The sequence below is a fragment of the Tardiphaga robiniae genome, assembly GCF_013359755.1.
Taxonomy (GTDB): domain Bacteria; phylum Pseudomonadota; class Alphaproteobacteria; order Rhizobiales; family Xanthobacteraceae; genus Tardiphaga; species Tardiphaga robiniae.
In genome coordinates, this window is record NZ_JABMCJ010000057.1 from 1 (window position 1) to 20,072 (window position 20,072).

Here is a 20,072-nt window from a genome sequence, read left to right on the forward strand (position 1 = left end):
GCTGCTCGATCAGGGCCAGGCCGGCGACAACATCGGCGCTCTGCTGCGCGGCACCAAGCGTGAAGACGTCGAGCGCGGCCAGGTGCTGTGCAAGCCGGGTTCGGTGAAGCCGCACACCAAGTTCAAGGCCGAGGCTTACATTCTGACCAAGGAAGAGGGTGGCCGTCACACGCCGTTCTTCACCAACTACCGTCCGCAGTTCTACTTCCGCACCACCGACGTGACCGGTGTTGTGCATCTGCCGGAAGGCACCGAAATGGTGATGCCGGGCGACAACATCGCCATGGAAGTGCACCTGATCGTGCCGATCGCGATGGAAGAAAAGCTGCGCTTCGCCATCCGTGAAGGCGGCCGCACCGTCGGTGCAGGCGTGGTGGCCTCGATCATCGAATAATCGATACGGACGGCGGGCAGGGGACAGTTCCCTTGCCCCCCGCTTTGATTCCGGCGGGATTTGATTTCGGAGGGGGCGCTTCGCCTCTTGCAAATCAGGCGTCGCATATGCTTCAAACAGCGCGGAAATGACGGTGCGCCGTCTTCCTGTAGGGGTGTAGCTCAGTTGGTAGAGTACCGGTCTCCAAAACCGGTTGTCGTAGGTTCGAGCCCTACCGCCCCTGCCATTTTAAGCATTTGAAATATCAATAAATTCTGGCCTCGAGGTGCTTGTCAGGCGGGCCTCCGACTGCCGCTCAGCTGAAGTGCCGCTTTTGCGGCGCGGCCACCACGCGGTCGCGGCCGGTGTCCTTGGCTCTGTAGAGCGCGAGGTCGGCGCGCGCCAAAATGTCTTCCGGCGTATCATTGGGCCGGATGGCGCTGATCCCGGCGGATATCGTCAGAGTCAGATTCTGCGCAATCGCTGACCAGTTCAGTTCCGTGATCAGGCCGCGCAATCGATCAAGCGTCTGGATCGCAAGATCAATGTCGGTGTCCGGCAGGATCAGCAGAAACTCCTCGCCGCCCTGACGGCCGAACCTGTCGATGGTGCGGATATTGGCGAAGACCGAGATGGCAAAGGCGCGCAGCACTTCGTCGCCGACGGGATGACCGAAGCAGTCGTTGATCTTCTTGAAGTGATCGAGGTCGATGATCGCGATGCAGCAGGTTGTGGCGTTGCGCTGGGCCTTGGCGATCTCGTCGTTCAGGCACTTCATGATGTAGCGCCGGTTCAACGCGCCGGTGAGTTCGTCCAGTTGGGCGAGTTCCTCGATCCGCGCATTGGCGGCCGCGAGGTCGTTGCTGCGACGATACAGCAGTTCGCGCATCGAGCTGCCGTAGAGGCCGGCGCTGGCACAGCGGCCAAGTGCGCTGACGAAACAGGCCAGCGCCAGAGCGCGTTCTGTCGCGGTGGCCATGGGAATGCCGATCGGCTTGTCGGTCATCAGGAAAAGCAGTGCGAGGCCCAGCGTTGCGGTGGACCAGACAATGCCGGTCTGGCGCGCACTCATGCGCAGTGCGGCGAAGCCGAGCACGACGAAAATGATGGAGATGAAGTAGAAGCCGATCTGCGGCACGAGATAGATCGCGCCGATCTGGACGATGATGCTGACGATGGAGAGAGGGACCGTGAGGTACGGGTCCTTGAAACGGTCGTTGACCTGGATCTCCGAGAGATAGGCAGCAATGCCGACCACAGCGAGCCTGATGGCCAGATACACGACCCCCGTCGCCACGGTGGTCACGCCGATCATGGCGTAAAGCAGCAGGATCGCGGCATCGATCAGATAGCTCGACGCCTGCGCGATATAGGCGGTCCGGCGCCGCGCGATCCGCAATGCCGAATCCTTGCGGAGGTTTCTCGTGGAGGCGTCGGTTCCCTCGAACAGGGTGGTGATGCTGGTCATTCGCTGATGCCCGTTGCATTGCCGATCAAACAAGCAATCTGCCGATCAAAACATTTAGGTCTGCTAATACATCCACTTACTGGAGTACCTGGGTAGCTTCTCGCGTTTTAGTCTGGCCGCGGGGTTAATGGAATCTGACGATCCGCGGGGCAATTTGCTCAATAGGCTGATGGCCATGTCCGACATCGGCTTTGCCAATCATGCGCGATCGCGCTGCTCCCCGCGTTTCCGTTGCGCTGCGTCCCTGCGGCGTGCGGTCGCGGCGATGAACCTGGCTTGCCGCGCGCGCGACACACCCGTTGGGAATTCAGCCGGAAGTCGAGAATGAAATTACTTGTGACGTTCGTCGTGGGGGCCACGACGTTGCTGGTGTCGTCCTTTGGACATTTGTCATTGAGTCATGGCGCTCATGCCGCCGATCTGCTCTGGCAGGTGGAAAGTCCATTTCGCTTCTTCAAGAATGCCGCATCCTTCGCGATGTATGAGCGCGGCTATCCCGCTGCGCGCAACGAGATGGTGCTGCCGCCCGCCGATGTGGTGTGGCGCACCGAGCGGCGGCTGAACGATCCGGATTGCCGCGACATGACGAGCCCGACCAGTTGCGCCGACACCGCGCGGGCGCGCTACGATCGCTCGCGTCTCGGCTGGGCGTCGCAGACCATCGACGCCGTCTGCTACGACAGCCGGCAGGGCCGCTATCTCGCGAGTTGCGACCGGCGTTATTCGTGGGGCACGGCCAAGGAAGATTACGTGCTGCCGGATGCGCATACGGTGCTGATCCGGCTGTCGCCCGAGCGCATTGCCGAAGCCGGCGCATATGATTGCGTGTGGAGCTGGACGCCGCGGCGGCCGGGCAGCAGGACCGAGACCACAACGCAATCCTGCGCGACGCCGCTCAAGATCACGCGCCTGCCTTATGCCGTCGATCGCAGCCTGTCCGGTGCATCGGTCCAGGTCAAATTGCCCGACGGTCGCGTGTTGAGCGACCCGCAGGTCGTCGTCGAGGATCTGTTCATCGTGGCGCTCGGCGATTCTTTTGCCTCGGGCGAAAGCAATCCGGACGTTCCGGTGACATTCAGCGCCGTCCGCGAGATGGTCTACGATCCCACCCTGATGCGTGAGGAGATGGCGACACGCAGCACCGCCAAGTCGCTGCAGAAATTGACCCCCGCTGCACCGGCAGGAAGTTTCGACTACAAAAACCTGCCGCGGCGCAAGCTCGCCGACGAGGAGCAGGAGCTCTATTTCCCGCTCGCTTCGGCCCAGTTCGACAAGGCATTCAACGCTGCCAATCCGCGCTGGCTCAGCCCCGATTGCCACCGCTCGCAATACGGCTATCCGTTTCGCGTCGGGCTGCAGCTCAGTCTGGAAAATCCGCACCGGTCGATCACGCTGGTCAGCCTTGCCTGTACCGGCTCCGAGGTGACCGAAGGTCTGTTCCTCGAGAAGAAGGCGCGCGAGGGGGCCGGCAACGCGATGGTGCGTTCCCAGCTCGATCAACTCGCCGATCTGATCTGCAAAAGCCCCGCGGGTCGCACGCAGCGTGCGACCTACAATCTGCCGACCTATGCCAGCGGCAGCGTGCAGGTCGCCAATATGCCGGTGACAAAATCCTGGTGTGCGCCGTCCGAGCGCAAGCGGCCGATCGACACACTGCTGCTGTCGATCGGCGGCAACGATGTCGGCTTCTCGCCGCTGATGGTCTATGCGATGACCGAGTCCGCCGGCGATCTGGCACCGATCGCGAACCTGCTCGGCAAGCAGATCCGGTTCTCGCCTGATGTGTCGCGCGCTTACATGGAGCAGCTCGACGAGCGCATGGTGGCGCTCCGCGATGCCTTGCGCGACGGCTTTGGCGTGGCGCCCGCAAAGGTGTTGCAGACGGCTTACGAGCCGATCCAGTTCGACGAGACAGGAGCCTTGTGCGGCGCGCAGCCGACGCTCGGCCTCGACGTCCACAAGAAGCTGGTGCTGTCGCGCGAACGGCTGGCCGAGACGGTGAGCTTTCTGAACGATTTCTTCGCCCGGACCGCCTGCATCACCAACGGGCGGGGCGGGGGCTGCCCGGCGCTGGCCACCGGCGCTGGAACCGGCTTCCAGCTCATCACCGATCACCAGAGCGAATTCGCCAAACGCGGGCTCTGTGCGCGCGATCCGAAGCGGCCGCAGGCGGACGGCGAGGCGATGGCGATGCCGCGGCGCTGGATCGGCAAGGAGGAGTTTACGCCGTATTCCCCGGCGGCCTATCTGCCCTATGCGTCCCGCTGGCGCCTGTTCCGGACTCCCAATGACGCGTTTCTGACCGCAAACGTCCATTCGCCGGGCTTTACCCAGTTCGACATCCTGCAGCCGGTCTATGCGGCCATGTATAGCGGCGCGGTGCACCCGACCGCGGAGGGCCACGCCATCGTCGCCGATCATGTCGTCCGGCACGTCCGTGCGGCGGTCGGCAAACCGTCGCCGGGGGTGGGCGGACGCTGATCCAGGTGGTATCCGGTGGCGGGAAGGGTTCCCGCCGGTCCGGCCCGGATACCTTGACCTTTGGTCCGGTCCGAAGTAGGAAGCTGCACTCGCTGTCGGCCCGGTGACCGGATATCCGACGCGGCAAATCCCCGAACGAACGAGCCCGCTTGGCGGCTCATCCTTGAATAAAGGGTTGGGCGCAAGAGGGCTGTTCGGATTCTGAAACCAATTCAATCGTCTCACGACGGATGCGGATCACATAACGATGGCGTTCAGCCCGTTCAAATTCCTGCAGGAAGTGCGCACCGAGACCAACAAGGTCACGTGGCCCTCGCGACGCGAGACGACCATCACGACCATCATGGTTTTCGTCATGGTGGCGCTGTCGTCGATCTTCTTTTTTGCGGCGGATCAGGTCATCCGCTACCTCGTCGCCTTTTTGCTCACGATGCACTGACGGAACAGAATTATGAGCATGCGCTGGTACATCGTTCACGCCTATTCGAATTTCGAAAAGAAGGTGATGGAGTCGATCAAGGAACAGGCCAAGCAGCGTGGCCTGGAAGACCTGTTCGAACAGATCCTGGTTCCGGTCGAGAAGGTCACCGAAATACGTCGCGGTCGCAAGATGGACGCCGAGCGCAAGTTCTTCCCGGGCTACGTGCTGGTGAAGATGCAGCTCACCGACGAAGCGTTTCATCTGATCAAGAACACCCCGAAGGTCACGGGCTTCCTCGGCGCGGAAAACAAGCCGATGCCGATTTCGGAAGCCGAAGCGATGCGCATTCTGCACCAGGTGCAGGAAGGCGTGGAGCGCCCGAAGGCGTCGGTGTCGTTCGAGATCGGCGAGAACGTGAAGGTGGCCGATGGTCCGTTCGCGTCGTTCTCCGGCGTCGTCGAGGAAATCGACGAAGCACGCTCGCGCGTGAAGGTCGCAGTGTCGATCTTCGGCCGCGCCACGCCGGTCGAACTGGAATTCGGTCAGGTCGAAAAGGTCTGATCGCAATAGCGTGAGGTTCGCCTCGCGTTTCTAAGGCCGTGGGAGGAAGAGGGCGGTTGCCAACCGCTTGTCGACCGAACCACGAAACCTGAAACAGCCGGTCGATGACCGGCACAACAGGAGTGACACATGGCAAAGAAAGTGACCGGATACCTGAAGCTTCAGGTGCCGGCCGGTGCGGCGAACCCTTCGCCCCCGATCGGTCCCGCGCTTGGTCAGCGCGGTTTGAACATCATGGAATTCTGCAAAGCGTTTAACGCGCAGACGCAGAAGGAAGAAAAGAACACCCCAATCCCGGTGGTGATCACGATCTACGCCGATCGTTCGTTCACCTTCGCCCTCAAGACCCCCCCGATGTCCTTCTTCATCAAGAAGGCCGCCAAGCTCACCTCCGGCTCCAAGCTGCCGGGTCGTGACAAGGCCGGCGCGGTGACCAAAGCGCAGGTGCGCGAGATCGCCGAAGCGAAGATGAAGGATCTGAATTGCGACACCATTGAATCAGCCATGAAGATGGTTGAGGGCTCTGCCCGTTCGATGGGTGTCGAGGTCGCGGGGTAAACGGTCATGGCAATTGGAAAACGTTTGAAGAAGGCCCGTGAGGGCATCGACCGCGAGAAGCTCTATCCGGTCGCCGAGGCCATCAAGATGGTCAAGGAACGCGCCAAGTCGAAGTTCGATGAGACCATCGAAATTTCGCTGAACCTCGGCGTCGATCCGCGTCATGCCGACCAGATGGTCCGTGGCGTCGTCACCCTGCCGAACGGCACCGGCCGCACCCTGCGCGTCGGCGTGTTCGCCCGTGGCCCGAAGGCTGAAGAAGCCAAGGCTGCCGGTGCAGACGTCGTCGGTGCAGAAGACCTGTTCGAGAAGGTCCAGGCCGGTCAGATCGATTTCGATCGCTGTATCGCAACCCCCGACATGATGCCGCTGGTCGGTCGCCTTGGTAAGGTGCTCGGTCCGCGCGGCATGATGCCGAACCCGAAGATCGGCACCGTGACCATGGACGTCACCGGCGCAGTCAAGGGTGCCAAGGGTGGTTCGGTCGAGTTCCGCGTCGAGAAGGCCGGCATCGTGCAGGCTGGTATCGGCAAGGCATCTTTCTCGGAAGAGAAGCTCGTCGAAAACATCAAGGCTCTGGTCGACGCCGTCTCCAAGGCGAAGCCGGCTGGCGCCAAGGGCACCTATCTGCAGCGCGTTGCTGTGTCTTCGACCATGGGCCCCGGCGTCAAGGTTGAGACGGGCACCGTGCTCGGCTAAGCCGGAACAAGGCTTGCAAGAAACCAGGGCGGAATCGGGCAACCGGTTCCGCCCTTTCTTTTGTCTTCCGCTCTTTGACCCAGCAGGAATGTCACGATGGCCGAGAAGGTTCTGATCTATTCGCGTTTCCCGAAGTCCCAGATGGTGCGTATCGGCGAGCACTTCGACCTACTAGACGCTGCAGGCAAGCCACCGCTGCAGACCTTTTCCGCTGACCAACTGAAAGACGTGCGCGCGCTGATCACCGCGGGCGGTCAGGTGCTCAAGGCAGACGTGATGGACATGATGCCGGCGCTCGGCGCCATCATCTGCTACGGCACCGGCTATGACGGCGTCGACTTCAAGGCCGCAGCCGAACGCAAGATCGTGGTCGGCAACAGCCCCGGCGCAAATGCGGCTTCGGTGGCCGACCTCGCGCTGACCCTCATGCTTGCGGTGACGCGGCGTCTGCTGCCGGCGGATCAGTATCTGCGCGAAGGCGGCTGGTCCTCCGCAAAGCCGTCGCCGCTGATGTCGCCGCAGCCCGGCAATCCCGGCCGCAGAGTGGGCGTCTATGGCATGGGCGAGATCGGCCGCAAGATCGCATCGCGTGTCGCCGCCTTCGAATGCGACGTTGCCTATCACAGCCGCAGCAAGCATGACGTGCCGTATCGCTACGAGCCAAGCCTCGAAGCGCTGGTCGAATGGTGCGACGTGCTGATGATCGCCGTGCGGGCAGGGGCCGATACCAACCGCATCATCGATGCCGCGATGCTGAAGAAGCTCGGCGCCAATGGTGTCGTCGTGAACATCTCGCGCGGCTCGGTGATCGATCAGGCGGCACTCACGGCTGCGCTGACCGACAAGACCATCGCTGGCGCCGGCCTCGACGTGTTCGAGAAGGAGCCCCACGCGCCCGACGCACTCACGGCTTTGCCGAATGTTGTGCTGACGCCGCATATCGGTGGTCACACACTCGACTCGCACACGGCGATGCAGGACTGCGTCATTGCCAATCTCGACGCGTTTTACGCGGGCAAGGGGCTACCCTACGCGGTGGCGGTCTAGGGCGGCCGCTATTCGACGATCTGGAAGCTGGTGAACAGATCAACCACGCTCTGAGGCGCGTTGTGGTTGAAGAACAGCTTCAGATTCCGGTCAGTCTCCGCGGCAACAGACGCGCTGCGGGGAAAGAGGTCGGTTTCATACGCGATGAGCGCGGCTTCAACATTTTCCGGATTGGCGGCAAGTGCCCGTCCGAGTTCGGCGCCGTCATACATTGCGAGATTGGCGCCTTCGCCGGCGAATGGTGACATCAGGTGCGCCGCATCGCCGAGCAGTGTTACCCCCGGTACGCGCTCCCATCGGTGTTCGATCGGCAGCGCATAGATCGGGCGCAGGACAGGGGCGACCTCGCTGTCGGCGATCAGCGCTGTCAGTTCCGGAGCCCAGTCGGCGAATTCCGCGGCGATGCGGGCGAGGGCACTCGTCCGGTCCGAGAAATCGATGCGGGCAATCCAGTCCTCCGGCCTGTTCAGGGCCACGTAGCCTTGCAGTGTTCCATCGGCGTGTCGGTGCGCAAAGATTCCCTGGCCCGGCGCAATCGCCATCAATGTGCCGCCGCCAACCGCTTCCGCGCTGGCCCTGTGACGGGTGTCGGCGTCGAAAAGAAACGTCTCGATGAATGACGTGCCGACATAGACAGGCTTCGCTGTTGAAAGGAGCGGGCGAACGCGTGACCACGCGCCGTCGGCACCTATGAGGAGATCGGTTGATACCGTTGAGCCATGGGAGAACGTCAATGCGTGCCGCCCGCCGCCGAGTGGAGACACGGATGTGAGCTTGTGTCCCCAACGGATCGTGTCGGCGGGCAGAGAATCAAGCAGAAGTCGACGCAGTTCTCCGCGATCCACCTCGGGTCGACTGCCGTTGCCCATGTCGGGCCTGTCAAACAGCAGCTTGCCGTCCTTGTCGCGTATGCGCTTGGCATCGGCACCGACGATGACGATGTCGCGGAAAGCTTCGAACAATCCCGCAGCCTTGAGTGCGAGCTGCCCGTTATATTCGTGAATATCGAGCAGGCCTCCTTGTGCCCGTGAGTCGGCCGCGGCTTCAGCTTCATAGATCGTCGCTGCGATACCGTGAACATGGAGCACGCGGGCAAGCGTCAGGCCGCCGAGCCCCGCGCCGACAATCGCCACATGAGTATTCATTTCGCCACCTTCGCAGTCGCAGGCTGTCCCGGGAGATTCCCCAAGACCTAGAATGGAACGTCATTCCATTCTATTGGAACGTCGTTCCATTTATGTCAAGGTGGGGACATGGCCAAGAAAACTCGCAGTAGCCCACGACGCGAAGACTCACTCTCCCGGGATCGCATCATCGAAGCGTCGGTCGCGATCCTGGACGGCAGCGGGGAAGATGGTCTGACATTCCGCGCCCTGTCGGAGCGGCTCGCCACTGGTCCCGGGGCTATTTATTGGCACGTGCCCAATAAGGGCGATCTGCTGACTGCCGCCTGCGACGCCATCATCGCCCGCGCGATGAACGCGCCCCTGGTCGGCGCGACGCCTCAGGCCATCATTCGCACCCTCGCGCTGGGCATGTTCGACGCGATCGACGCGCATCCGTGGGTTGGGTCGGCGCTCACACGCGCTCCCGGGCAGTTGCCCATGGTGCGAATACTCGAACGCATCGGCCGGCAGGTGAGCGCCCTTGGCGTGCCTGACGAGGAACAGTGGGCGACGGTGGGTGCGTTGCTGAACTACATCCTCGGCGTCGGTGCGCAGAACGCAGCCAACGGGCAGCTCGGCCGGATGCGAGGAATCGACAGGTCTGACTTTCTGGACGCGGTGGCGACCTCCTGGTCTCAGCTCGATCCGAACGCGTATGCGTTCACCCGCAGCATGGCTGCACATTTGCGGGGGCACGATGACCGCAACGACTTTATCGCCGGAATCGATCTTATCCTGAGCGGCATCGAAGCGTCGCGGCGCCTCTGAAAAGCTGACGACTGGTCTGAAGGGCCGTTTCGCAAGAACCAATTTCGTTCCCGCGCGGTACAAAAATAATTGAATGGGTTATTCCGCAATGCGGATGTAGATGTCGGCTGTTTAGAACAACTCGAATGTAGGCGTACATTCGACGACATAGGACATCAGCGATGGCTGCGTTCACTCTCAAGATCAACGGTCAGGCCCGTGAGGTCGACGTCGATCCCAACACACCTCTGCTCTGGGCAATTCGAGATGGGGCCGGTCTCACCGGCACCAAATATGGCTGCGGGGTCGCGCAATGCGGCGCCTGCACGGTCTATGTGGACGGCCAGACCGTCCGCTCGTGTTCAATGCCCGTCTCGGCCATCGGCACCAGCGAAATCACCACCATCGAAGGGCTCGACTCCAAGGAAGCCAAGGCAGTGCAGGCTGCCTGGGTCGCGCTTGACGTGCCGCAATGTGGCTACTGTCAATCCGGCCAGGTCATGAGCGCCACCGCGCTGCTTAGCGTCAATCCGACCCCCACCGACAACGATATCGATCTGGCGATGAACGGCAACATCTGCCGCTGCGCCACCTATGTCCGCATCCGCGCCGCCATTCATGGCGCCGCCAAATCGCTGGAGGGTTGAGCCATGACCGTTCATGACACCAAACTCTCCCGTCGTACGCTGCTCAAGGGCAGCGCTGGCCTCGTGCTCGGCGCCTATGTTGCGCGCGCCGACAAGCTGTTTGCGCAGGCGGCGGCAAAGCCGTCGGTCAATATCGCGCCGAACACCTTCCTGATCATCAAGCCCGACAGCACCGTCACGGTGCTGTGCAAGGGCATCGAATTCGGGCAGGGGCCGTTCACCGGCATGGCGACTTTGGTCGCCGAAGAACTCGACGCAGACTGGGCGCAGATGCGTGCCGATCACGCGCCGTCAAATCCGCAGCTCTACAAGAATCTGGCGTTCGGCATGCAGGGCACCGGTGGCTCGACCGCCATCGCCAATTCCTACATCCAGATGCGACAGGTCGGCGCCGCCGCGCGCCAGATGCTGGTCGCGGCTGCGGCCGATGCGTGGCAGGTGCCGGCGGGGGAGATTACTGTCGATAACGGTGTGATCAAGCACGCGTCAGGCCATGAAGGTCGCTTCGGCGAATTCGCCGACAAGGCGATGGCCATGCCGGTGCCTGCCGATCCGAAACTGAAGGATCCGTCGCAGTTCAGGTTGATCGGCAAGGAAGGCGTCGTGAAACGCCTCGACAGCGCCGACAAGACCAATGGCAAGGCCTTCTACACGCTCGATATCAACGAACCGGACATGCTCACGGTGGTCGTGGCGCGTTCGCCGAAATTCGGCGGCAAGGTCGCGTCCTTCGATGCGACGGCTGCGAAAGCCGTGGCGGGTGTTGTCGACGTCAAGCAGGTGTCGAATGGCGTCGCTGTCTACGCCAAGGGTTTCTGGCCCGCGAAGATGGGCCGTGAAGCGCTGAAGATCACCTGGGACGACAGCAAGGCGGAGAAGCGTGGCAGTGCGGAACTGCTGCAGCAATTCCGCGGGCTGTCGAAGACGGCCGGCAAACTCGTGAAGGCCGAGGGCAAGTTCGAAGAGTCGATGGCCAAAGGTGGCCGCGTGATCGAGGTCGAATACGTCTTCCCGTATCTGGCCCATGCCGCGATGGAGCCGCTCAACGCCTATCTGAAATGGGACGGCGACACCGCCTATGCGCGCTACGGCTGCCAGTTTCCGACGCCTGACCATATGGCAATCTCCAAGGTGCTCGGGCTGCCGATCGAGAAGGTCAAGATCGACGTTCTTCTTGCCGGCGGCAGCTTTGGCCGCCGCGCCCAGCAGAGCACGCATCAGGCCATCGAGCTCGCCGAAGTCGCGAAAGCGATCGGACCGGGCAAGCCGGTCAAGCTGGTGTGGACGCGCGAGGACGATATGCGCGGCGGCTACTATCGGCCGTATTGCATCCACCGTATGCGTGGTGCGGTGCGCGACGGCAAGATCGAAGCCTGGAGCGACACCATCGTCAGCCAGTCGATCATGAAGGGCTCCTTCTTCGAGTCCATGATGTTCAAGGACGGCCTCGACCCGACGTCCTATGAAGGCTCGAACGAAATCCCGTACGACGTCGAGAACTTCCGCTGCGACATGCATCAGGTTGATGTCGGCGTGCCCGTGTTGTGGTGGCGCTCGGTGGGCCACACCCACACTGGTTATGTCGTCGAAGCCTTTGTCGATGAACTGCTCGAGGCCGCCGGGAAGGATCCGATCGAAGGTCGGCTTGAACTCCTGAGCAAGAAGCCGCGCCACGCAGGGGCTCTCAAGGCTGTCGCCGAACTCGCCGACTGGAAGAACTACAAGGTGCCGGCAGGCCGCGCGCGCGGCGTTGCGGTGGTCGAGAGCTTCAACACCTTCGTCGCTCAGGTCGTCGAACTGTCCATGACCGACGATGGTCCGAAGGTGCACAAGGTGTGGTGCGCGGTGGATTGCGGCGTCGCCGTGAACCCCGACATCATCCGCGCGCAGATGGAAGGTGGCATCGGCTTCGGCCTCGGTCACATCCTCTATGCGGAACAGACGCTGGATGCCGGCGCGCCGGTGTCCGGCAATTTCGACACCTATCGTTCGCTGCGCATCAACGAGATGCCGGAGATCGAAGTGGTCATCGTGAAATCGACCGAGAAGCCATCGGGCGTCGGCGAACCGGGCGTGCCTCCGCTCGGGCCTGCCGTTGCCAACGCGCTGGCGAAACTCGGAGTGGGAAGACCGCGGCAGTTGCCGATCGTACCAGGAGCCTCAGCATGAGCTTGTTTAAGAACTCGATGTTGGCGCTGGTCGCCGGCGGTCTCGCGGCGGGTCTCCTCGCATTCGCGGAGCCGAGCTTCCAGGAGGCCGATGCAGCGGTCAGCAATCCGACCAAGCTGCAGTCGGTCTCGGCCTTCGCCAAGATCAAGAACAAGAACGAGCGTGCGGTGGCGCTGTTTACGGAGGCCGGCAAGGTCATCCAGTCGCCGCGCTGCATGAACTGCCATCCGGCCACCGAACGCCCGACCCAGACCGACCGCATGCGGCCGCATATTCCGCTGGTCGTGCGCGGCGAGGGCGGTGTCGGCGCGGCCGGTGGTCTCGCTTGCGCCACCTGCCACCACGAGAACAATTTCGATGCCGCCAACGTCCCCGGCAATCCGAAGTGGGCGCTGGCGCCCATCGAGATGGCCTGGCAGGGCAAGACGCTTGGCCAGATCTGCACCCAGATCAAGGACAAGGAGCGCAATGGCGGCAAGGACATGGCCGCGCTTGTGAAGCACATGGCTGAAGACGAGCTGGTCGGCTGGGGCTGGCATCCCGGCGGCAACCGGACCCCGGCGCCGGGTACCCAGAAGCAGTTCGGTGAATTGATTAAGGCCTGGGCCGATGCCGGAGCGGCCTGCCCGAAGGGGTAGTTCGCGGAGAGTGACGAGGGGTGCCGTAGCTGATGCACGGCAGCCCGCTCCCGTGACACGTTGCCTTGGGACGCAATTGCGACCCGGCATGAACCCGACTATGCTACCTTAGGTCGGCAGTGCCAGGGCCTGGCGGCAAAGCGCGGGATCTCGGGTGGCTGGTTGGCGCATCAAGGCAATCGTCACGGTCGGCGCGTCTGCCGCCCTGCTTGTGGTGGCCTGGAGCGGCCTGGCATGGTTTTCCGGCATGCCGCCGTCGGTCCTTGTCGCACGTATCCTGTACGACGATGTGCCTCGTATTGAAATTCCGCTGCAACTCAATCCCTCGGCACCGGTCGCCTTCGCTGCTCGCATTCTAGAAAAGCGCAATTACTGGCTCAACCTGCGTATCTACTTCGAGGGGGTAGAGCAGCGAAAGCAGGTTTCGGATGTAGTGGGTGACGCGCGGTCAGTGCCGGTCCATGTACCGGGGCCGTCGGAGGTGGCGACGGAAGTTCATGTAGTGATCCGGGATCAAGAGCGCCGTGTGGTTCACGAACGAACCGTTCGAAGCGTCGGCCGAAGTGATACGGCGGGCGACAGTCTGGGTCGGAGGCTCGATGAGTTTGTTCTCGACACGGGCCGATACGACATCAGTATCACCCCGGCGGAAGGTGTCGCCGAGTTCAGGCCGTTTCGCACAACCATCGAACTGACCTATCATCCGAAGACTACGGCAGATCGGTGATTCTCGTCGCCTGAGGGAAGCGAAAGCGGCTGCAGGGCGGGCGCGCTTCGCGTTGCCCACCTATGGACCTGCAAAAATGTTGTCCGGGCGCGGGCTGGGACGCATAATCGTTGTCAGAGCGATTGCGACGAAGGGCTGGAACCACAGCGTTTCAGCCAAATCTAGGGCGGGTATGGGTCCCGGCGTTTGCCGAGATGGCATAGGGCAAATATGCCCCCTTGCAGAAAAGATGCCACATCGGCATTTCGCGCTTGGCAACACGAAAAAGACTCGTTAAACAACCGTTTCCGGGCGTGCTGGCTGGTAGCTGGCGCGTCTGTGTTCGCACTCCGACAACCCACATCGCAGGAGACTTTTCCTTTCAGGCTGTCCATACGGATCGCTCGACGGGGATGGGACGCGCGACGCGGATTTGAGGAAGGCGGGCAGGGGTCACCAATAGGCCGGATGATGGCTTATCGATGATCCTGAATCCTGTCCGAGACTGCTGGCGCCTTAGATAAACGCAAGTTTCATCAACGGCTTAATCGTAAAACTTGATGCAGCCAGCATAGACGGGTGAAGACTGGATTTCGCCCATGTCGTTTTGTGCGACATGACGCGTATTTGGTTCGAACCTCGACACCCCGCGCCAGCGCTGGTTCGCCAGGACGGTTCGGGAGGGCAGGCTATCATATCGTCTCGCCCGACGTGTCTTTAGACCACGTGTTTTAACGAGCATGTGTCTCGAGGTCAGGTTCAGGTGGGACGGTGGGTGTAACCCGGCGGTCCTATCTCGATAGAGGCCGCCAACCGGAGAGAGCTTGCTGTGGAAAGAGCGGCTAAAAAGGACGCGGTCGACGCGCTGAACGGGGTCTTCAAGACCACCAGCGTTGCGGTCGTCGCCCATTATTCCGGCCTCACCGTTGCCCAGATGCAGAACCTGCGTTCGCAGATGAAGCTGGCTGGCGCCTCGGTGAAGGTCTCGAAGAACCGTCTCGCCAAAATTGCTCTTGAAGGCACGGATGTTGCTGCCATCGGTTCCCTGTTGAAGGGCCCGACTGTGATCGCCACTTCGGACGATCCGGTAGCTGCACCGAAGGTTGCCGTCGAATTTGCCAAGGCGAACGAGAAGTTCGTCATCCTTGGCGGCTCGATGGGTAAAACCGTCCTGAACGTCGACAGCGTCAAGGCCTTGGCCGCGCTGCCCTCGCTCGACGAACTGCGCGCGAAGATCCTCGGCCTCCTTGTGGCGCCGGCGACCAAGATCGCTCAGCTCTCGACAGCTCCCGCGGCGAAGCTCGCGCGTGTTGTTCAGGCCTATGCCTCAAAGAGCGAAGCGGCCTGACGCCCTTCGCATTCAAACCCTGGTTCGAACCAAATACGCTTAAGGAAATAGACAATGGCTGACCTACAGAAAATCGTTGACGATCTCTCGAGCCTGACCGTGCTCGAAGCTGCCGACCTCGCCAAGATGCTCGAAGAGAAGTGGGGCGTTTCGGCTGCTGCTGCTGTTGCAGTTGCTGGTCCGGCTGCTGGCGGCGGCGGTGCTGCTGCTGCTGAAGAAAAGACCGAGTTCACTGTCGTTCTGGCTTCGGCCGGCGACAAGAAGATCGAAGTCATCAAGGAAGTCCGTGCGATCACGGGTCTTGGCCTCAAGGAAGCCAAGGACCTGGTCGAAGGCGCTCCGAAGCCCGTCAAGGAAGGCGTTGCCAAGGACGAAGCCGAGAAGATCAAGGGTCAGCTCGAGAAGGCTGGCGCGAAGGTCGAACTCAAGTAAGACCCTTTATGGGTTCCATCTGGAGGGCGGCCATTTGGTCGCCCTCTGGGCCGGAACTCGATGGACTACACAGGAATGTGTGGGGATGCGCTGGGAACCACCCTCGAATCTCCATGATTGCCATCCCATATCGGGACGGCAGCACGAAAAACACGGTCTGACAGCGGAAACGGCGACGTTTCCGGTTAAGCCGTTGGGAGATGGGCAATTTTCGGGCTTTTCGGTCCGTAGCTAGACGGTTTGGACGGGCGAGATGCAGTCGGGCATCGCGCACGTCGTTTTGCGTTCTGCGATTCAAATGCTCGGGGGAGGGATTTTGTTCCTCACATTGGGCGCTGAATTCGGAACGTTCTTGGAAATTCAACCCGGAGGCGATGGCAGTCGCGCTCTGGAAGGTTCGCCCCTTTCGGGCGACGCAATGAGAGGCCACGATGGGTCAGCAGACGTTCACAGGTCGCAAGCGCGTTCGCAAGTTCTTCGGTCATATTAAAGAAGTCGCAGAGATGCCGAACCTCATCGAGGTTCAGAAGGCGTCCTACGACCAGTTCCTGATGGTCGATGAGCCGACCGGCGGTCGCCTCGACGAAGGTCTGCAGGCTGTTTTCCGTTCGGTGTTTCCGATCTCGGATTTCTCGGGCACCTCGATGCTGGAATTCGTGCGCTACGAATTCGAGCCGCCGAAATATGACGTCGATGAGTGCCGCCAGCGCGGCATGACCTATGCTGCGCCGCTGAAGGTGACGCTGCGCCTGATCGTGTTCGATATTGACGAAGAAACCGGCGCCAAGTCCGTCAAGGACATCAAGGAGCAGGACGTCTACATGGGCGATATCCCGCTCATGACCATGAACGGCACCTTCGTCGTCAACGGCACCGAGCGCGTCATCGTCTCGCAGATGCATCGTTCGCCGGGCGTGTTCTTCGACCACGACAAGGGCAAGACCCATTCGTCGGGCAAGCTGCTGTTCGCTGCCCGCGTGATCCCGTATCGCGGTTCCTGGCTGGACATCGAGTTCGACGCCAAGGACATCGTGTTCGCGCGTATCGACCGTCGCCGCAAGATTCCGGTGACGTCGCTGATGTTCGCGCTGGGTCTGGACGGCGAAGAGATTCTCTCGACGTTCTACAAGAAGATCCAGTTCAAGAAGATCAAGGAAGGCTGGCGCGTTCCGTTCGACGCCACCCGTTTCCGTGGCTACTCCACCGTCAACGACCTGATCGATGCCGACACCGGCAAGGTCGTGCTCGAAGCCGGCAAGAAGCTCACCGTGCGCGCTGCCCGTCAGCTCGCCGAGAAGGGCCTCAAGGCGCTGCGTCTGACCGACGAAGAGTTGGTCGGCAACTATCTCGCCGAGGACCTCGTCAACGTGAAGACCGGTGAAATCTACGCCGAAGCCGGCGAGGAAATCACCGAGAAGTCGCTGAAGGCGCTGAACGAGGAGGGTTACAAGGAACTCCCGCTGCTCGACATCGACCACGTCAATATCGGTGCCTATATCCGCAACACGCTCTCGGCAGACAAGAACCTGACGCGTGAAGACGCGCTGTTCGACATCTATCGCGTGATGCGTCCGGGCGAGCCGCCGACGCTCGAATCCGCGCAGAACATGTTCCAGTCGCTGTTCTTCGACAGTGAGCGCTACGACCTCTCGGCCGTTGGCCGCGTGAAGATGAACATGCGCCTCGAACTCGACGCGCCGGACACTCATCGCACGCTGCGCAAGGAAGACATCCTCGCCGTCATCAAGACGCTGGTGGACCTGCGCGACGGCAAGGGCGAAATCGACGACATCGACCATCTCGGCAACCGCCGTGTGCGTTCGGTCGGCGAGCTGATGGAAAATCAGTATCGCGTCGGCCTGCTGCGCATGGAGCGCGCCATCAAGGAACGTATGTCGTCCGTCGACATCGACACCGTGATGCCGCAGGACCTGATCAACGCGAAGCCCGCGGCTGCCGCGGTGCGCGAGTTCTTCGGTTCGTCGCAGCTGTCGCAGTTCATGGACCAGACCAACCCGCTCTCGGAAATCACCCACAAGCGTCGTCTTTCGGCGCTTGGCCCCGGTGGTCTGACCCGCGAGCGCGCCGGCTTCGAAGTCCGCGACGTCCATCCGACCCACTACGGCCGTATCTGCCCGATCGAAACGCCGGAAGGCCCGAACATCGGTCTGATCAACTCGCTCGCCACCTTCGCGCGCGTCAACAAGTACGGCTTCGTCGAGACCCCTTACCGCAAGGTCAAGGACGGTCGCGTCACCGATGAGGTCGTGTACCTCAGCGCGATGGAAGAGGGCCGCTACTCGGTCGCGCAGGCGAACGTGTCGCTCGACGCCAAGGGCAAGTTCACCGAAGACATGATCATCTGCCGTCATGCCGGCGACGTGTTGCCGCTGCCGGCCGACAAGGTCGACTACATGGACGTGTCGCCGAAGCAGCTCGTTTCGGTCGCTGCGGCGCTGATCCCGTTCCTTGAGAACGACGACGCCAACCGCGCGCTGATGGGCTCGAACATGCAGCGTCAGGCCGTACCTCTGGTGCGCGCTGAAGCGCCGTTCGTCGGTACCGGCATGGAAGCCGTCGTGGCCCGCGACTCCGGTGCGGCGATCGCTGCCCGCCGTTCGGGTGTCATCGACCAGATCGACGCAACCCGTGTGGTTATCCGCGCCACCGAAGATCTCGATCCGACCAAGTCGGGCGTCGATATCTATCGCCTGATGAAGTACCAGCGTTCGAACCAGTCGACCTGTATCAACCAGCGTCCGCTGGTGAAGGTTGGCGACATCATTCGCAAGGGCGACATCATTGCCGACGGTCCGTCGACCGATCTCGGTGAACTCGCACTCGGCCGCAACGTGCTCGTCGCGTTCATGCCGTGGAATGGCTACAACTTCGAAGACTCGATCCTCCTCTCGGAGAGGATCGTGAAGGAAGACGTCTTCACCTCGATCCACATCGAGGAATTCGAAGTGATGGCCCGCGACACCAAGCTCGGCCCTGAGGAAATCACCCGCGACATTCCGAACGTGTCGGAAGAAGCGCTGAAGAACCTCGACGAAGCCGGCATCGTCTATATCGGCGCCGAAGTCCGCGCCGGCGACATCCTGGTCGGCAAGATCACGCCGAAGGGCGAAAGCCCGATGACGCCGGAAGAAAAGCTTCTGCGCGCCATCTTCGGTGAGAAGGCGTCGGACGTTCGCGATACCTCGCTCCGCGTGCCTCCGGGCGTGCAGGGCACGATCGTCGAAGTCCGCGTGTTCAACCGGCACGGCGTCGACAAGGACGAACGTGCTCTGGCGATCGAGCGGGAAGAAATCGAACGTCTCGCCAAGGACCGTGACGACGAACAGGCCATCCTGGATCGTAACGTCTACGGCCGTCTGGCTGATCTTCTGGAGAACAAGGTCGGTATCGCCGGTCCGAAGGGCTTCAAGAAGGACGGCAAGATCACGCGCGCCGTGCTCGATGAAAATCCGCGGTCGCAGTGGTGGATGTTCGCCACCGCAAACGACAAGCTGATGACCGAAATCGAAGCGATGCGGAAGCAGTACGACGAGTCGAAGAAGGGCCTTGAACAGCGCTTCCTCGACAAGGTCGAGAAGCTGCAGCGTGGCGACGAATTGCCGCCAGGCGTGATGAAGATGGTCAAGGTCTTCGTCGCGGTGAAGCGCAAGATTCAGCCCGGCGACAAGATGGCCGGACGTCACGGCAACAAGGGCGTGGTGTCGAAGATCGTTCCGATCGAAGACATGCCGTTCCTTGAAGACGGTACGCATGCGGACATCGTGCTGAACCCGCTCGGCGTGCCTTCGCGCATGAACGTCGGTCAGATCTTGGAGACGCATCTTGGCTGGGCCTGCGCAGGCATGGGCAAGAAGATCGGTCAGACCATCGACGCCTATTACCAGAAGCAGGATCTGAAGCCGCTGCGCGACACCCTGAAGAAGGTTTACGGCGAAGACGAAGTCATCAAGTCGCTGAATGACACCGAGCTGCTTGAACTGGCGCGTAACCTGAAGCCCGGCGTGCCGATTGCGACGCCGGTGTTCGACGGTGCGAAGGAAGCCGACATCGAAGAGATGTTGAAGATGGCTGGCTTCGACGCGTCCGGTCAGTCCACCGTCTATGACGGCCGGACCGGCGACCAGTTCGATCGCAAGGTGACCGTGGGCTACATCTACATGCTCAAGCTTCACCATCTCGTGGACGACAAGATCCACGCGCGTTCGATCGGTCCGTACTCGCTCGTCACGCAGCAGCCGCTGGGTGGTAAGGCGCAGTTCGGCGGTCAGCGCTTCGGTGAAATGGAAGTGTGGGCGCTCGAGGCTTACGGCGCGGCGTACACGCTCCAGGAAATGCTGACGGTGAAGTCGGACGACGTTGCGGGCCGTACCAAGGTCTACGAGGCGATCGTGCGCGGCGACGACACGTTCGAGGCCGGTATCCCGGAATCGTTCAACGTGCTGGTCAAGGAAATGCGCTCGCTCGGCCTCAACGTCGATCTGCACAATTCCAAGCTGCCGGGGCCGACCTCCGAAGCTGCCGAGTAAGAACAAGCGTTACGCCCGGCCTGATGGCCGGGCGTCCGCACCCAGCCGGGACGTGGGGCAGGGT

Annotated in this window: 17 protein-coding genes and 1 tRNA gene; 16 read left to right on the plus strand and 2 right to left on the minus strand. The window is 61.7% G+C overall.

Annotation, left to right across the window (positions count from 1 at the left end; translation table 11 throughout):
- Together HP556_RS00990 and HP556_RS00995 are read left to right on the plus strand one after the other, a co-directional pair.
- Positions 1 to 394 (plus strand): EF-Tu C-terminal domain-related protein (locus HP556_RS00990; RefSeq protein WP_478134505.1); only part of this gene is annotated, 394 nt, incomplete at its 5' end.
- A 150-nt stretch (positions 395 to 544) separates the two neighbouring features.
- Positions 545 to 620: transfer RNA gene (locus HP556_RS00995), tRNA-Trp, on the plus strand.
- A gap of 69 nt (positions 621 to 689) precedes the next feature.
- Here the strand turns inward: HP556_RS00995 and HP556_RS01000 are convergent.
- On the minus strand, positions 690 to 1,841 hold the full coding sequence (locus HP556_RS01000; protein ID WP_175365582.1) for a GGDEF domain-containing protein: 1,152 nt from the start codon (positions 1,839 to 1,841) through the stop codon (positions 690 to 692).
- 324 nt (positions 1,842 to 2,165) lie between these two features.
- Here HP556_RS01000 and HP556_RS01005 point away from each other — a divergent pair, with 324 nt between their 5' ends.
- The 6 genes from HP556_RS01005 to HP556_RS01030 all read left to right on the plus strand — a co-directional run bounded on the left by HP556_RS01005 (position 2,166) and on the right by HP556_RS01030 (position 7,608).
- Entirely contained in the window at positions 2,166 to 4,322 is a 2,157-nt protein-coding gene (locus HP556_RS01005) for an SGNH/GDSL hydrolase family protein (protein WP_175365583.1), read from the plus strand.
- 247 nt (positions 4,323 to 4,569) lie between these two features.
- Positions 4,570 to 4,761, plus strand: a complete 192-nt coding sequence (secE, locus tag HP556_RS01010) for a preprotein translocase subunit SecE (protein WP_068731532.1) — start codon at positions 4,570 to 4,572, stop codon at positions 4,759 to 4,761.
- Positions 4,762 to 4,773: 12 nt separating this feature from the next.
- Positions 4,774 to 5,304, plus strand: coding sequence for a transcription termination/antitermination protein NusG (gene nusG, locus HP556_RS01015; protein WP_068731530.1), 531 nt, complete (start codon positions 4,774 to 4,776; stop codon positions 5,302 to 5,304).
- Between the two features lie 129 nt (positions 5,305 to 5,433).
- Positions 5,434 to 5,862 carry a 50S ribosomal protein L11 gene (gene rplK, locus HP556_RS01020; protein WP_068731528.1) on the plus strand — a complete coding sequence of 143 codons (429 nt, stop codon included), beginning with the start codon at positions 5,434 to 5,436 and terminating at the stop codon, positions 5,860 to 5,862.
- Positions 5,863 to 5,868: 6 nt separating this feature from the next.
- Positions 5,869 to 6,561 (plus strand): 50S ribosomal protein L1, encoded by a 693-nt coding sequence (gene rplA, locus HP556_RS01025; RefSeq protein ID WP_089268281.1) that lies wholly within the window; start codon positions 5,869 to 5,871, stop codon positions 6,559 to 6,561.
- A 96-nt stretch (positions 6,562 to 6,657) separates the two neighbouring features.
- Positions 6,658 to 7,608 carry a 2-hydroxyacid dehydrogenase gene (locus HP556_RS01030; protein ID WP_093762203.1) on the plus strand — a complete coding sequence of 317 codons (951 nt, stop codon included), beginning with the start codon at positions 6,658 to 6,660 and terminating at the stop codon, positions 7,606 to 7,608.
- An 8-nt stretch (positions 7,609 to 7,616) separates the two neighbouring features.
- Here the strand turns inward: HP556_RS01030 and HP556_RS01035 are convergent, their stop codons facing one another.
- Positions 7,617 to 8,753 carry an FAD-dependent oxidoreductase gene (locus tag HP556_RS01035; RefSeq protein ID WP_175365584.1) on the minus strand — a complete coding sequence of 379 codons (1,137 nt, stop codon included), beginning with the start codon at positions 8,751 to 8,753 and terminating at the stop codon, positions 7,617 to 7,619.
- Positions 8,754 to 8,861: 108 nt separating this feature from the next.
- On the opposite strand from HP556_RS01035, the gene HP556_RS01040 reads away from it, so the two are divergent.
- The 8 genes from HP556_RS01040 to rpoB all read left to right on the plus strand — a co-directional run bounded on the left by HP556_RS01040 (position 8,862) and on the right by rpoB (position 20,008).
- Entirely contained in the window at positions 8,862 to 9,542 is a 681-nt protein-coding gene (locus HP556_RS01040) for a TetR/AcrR family transcriptional regulator (RefSeq protein ID WP_175365585.1), read from the plus strand.
- 161 nt (positions 9,543 to 9,703) lie between these two features.
- Positions 9,704 to 10,168 (plus strand): (2Fe-2S)-binding protein, encoded by a 465-nt coding sequence (locus tag HP556_RS01045; protein ID WP_175365586.1) that lies wholly within the window; start codon positions 9,704 to 9,706, stop codon positions 10,166 to 10,168.
- Positions 10,169 to 10,171: 3 nt separating this feature from the next.
- Positions 10,172 to 12,337, plus strand: coding sequence for a xanthine dehydrogenase family protein molybdopterin-binding subunit (locus HP556_RS01050; protein WP_120286932.1), 2,166 nt, complete (start codon positions 10,172 to 10,174; stop codon positions 12,335 to 12,337).
- Complete coding sequence (locus HP556_RS01055; protein ID WP_068731517.1) at positions 12,334 to 12,975, plus strand: Isoquinoline 1-oxidoreductase subunit; 642 nt, start codon at positions 12,334 to 12,336, stop codon at positions 12,973 to 12,975. The genes HP556_RS01050 and HP556_RS01055 overlap by 4 nt, the downstream gene beginning before the upstream one ends.
- A gap of 154 nt (positions 12,976 to 13,129) precedes the next feature.
- Positions 13,130 to 13,702: a DUF5625 family protein gene (locus tag HP556_RS01060; protein WP_175365587.1), complete on the plus strand. Its 573-nt coding sequence runs from the start codon at positions 13,130 to 13,132 to the stop codon at positions 13,700 to 13,702.
- Positions 13,703 to 14,510: 808 nt separating this feature from the next.
- Positions 14,511 to 15,029 carry a 50S ribosomal protein L10 gene (rplJ, locus tag HP556_RS01065; protein ID WP_089268275.1) on the plus strand — a complete coding sequence of 173 codons (519 nt, stop codon included), beginning with the start codon at positions 14,511 to 14,513 and terminating at the stop codon, positions 15,027 to 15,029.
- Positions 15,030 to 15,083: 54 nt separating this feature from the next.
- On the plus strand, positions 15,084 to 15,461 hold the full coding sequence (rplL, locus tag HP556_RS01070; protein ID WP_089268274.1) for a 50S ribosomal protein L7/L12: 378 nt from the start codon (positions 15,084 to 15,086) through the stop codon (positions 15,459 to 15,461).
- A gap of 431 nt (positions 15,462 to 15,892) precedes the next feature.
- The gene (rpoB, locus tag HP556_RS01075; protein ID WP_089268273.1) at positions 15,893 to 20,008 is read left to right on the plus strand and encodes a DNA-directed RNA polymerase subunit beta; all 4,116 of its coding nucleotides are present in this window, start codon (positions 15,893 to 15,895) and stop codon (positions 20,006 to 20,008) included.
- The last annotated feature ends 64 nt before the right edge of the window (positions 20,009 to 20,072 follow it).

Coding starts and splice junctions, on each gene's coding strand:
- HP556_RS01000 (WP_175365582.1), bottom strand. CDS start 1,841: ATGACCAGCATCACCACCCTGTTCGAGGGAACCGACGCCTCCACGAGA.
- HP556_RS01005 (WP_175365583.1), top strand. CDS start 2,166: ATGAAATTACTTGTGACGTTCGTCGTGGGGGCCACGACGTTGCTGGTG.
- secE (WP_068731532.1), top strand. CDS start 4,570: ATGGCGTTCAGCCCGTTCAAATTCCTGCAGGAAGTGCGCACCGAGACC.
- nusG (WP_068731530.1), top strand. CDS start 4,774: ATGAGCATGCGCTGGTACATCGTTCACGCCTATTCGAATTTCGAAAAG.
- rplK (WP_068731528.1), top strand. CDS start 5,434: ATGGCAAAGAAAGTGACCGGATACCTGAAGCTTCAGGTGCCGGCCGGT.
- rplA (WP_089268281.1), top strand. CDS start 5,869: ATGGCAATTGGAAAACGTTTGAAGAAGGCCCGTGAGGGCATCGACCGC.
- HP556_RS01030 (WP_093762203.1), top strand. CDS start 6,658: ATGGCCGAGAAGGTTCTGATCTATTCGCGTTTCCCGAAGTCCCAGATG.
- HP556_RS01035 (WP_175365584.1), bottom strand. CDS start 8,753: ATGAATACTCATGTGGCGATTGTCGGCGCGGGGCTCGGCGGCCTGACG.
- HP556_RS01040 (WP_175365585.1), top strand. CDS start 8,862: ATGGCCAAGAAAACTCGCAGTAGCCCACGACGCGAAGACTCACTCTCC.
- HP556_RS01045 (WP_175365586.1), top strand. CDS start 9,704: ATGGCTGCGTTCACTCTCAAGATCAACGGTCAGGCCCGTGAGGTCGAC.
- HP556_RS01050 (WP_120286932.1), top strand. CDS start 10,172: ATGACCGTTCATGACACCAAACTCTCCCGTCGTACGCTGCTCAAGGGC.
- HP556_RS01055 (WP_068731517.1), top strand. CDS start 12,334: ATGAGCTTGTTTAAGAACTCGATGTTGGCGCTGGTCGCCGGCGGTCTC.
- rplL (WP_089268274.1), top strand. CDS start 15,084: ATGGCTGACCTACAGAAAATCGTTGACGATCTCTCGAGCCTGACCGTG.
- rpoB (WP_089268273.1), top strand. CDS start 15,893: ATGGGTCAGCAGACGTTCACAGGTCGCAAGCGCGTTCGCAAGTTCTTC.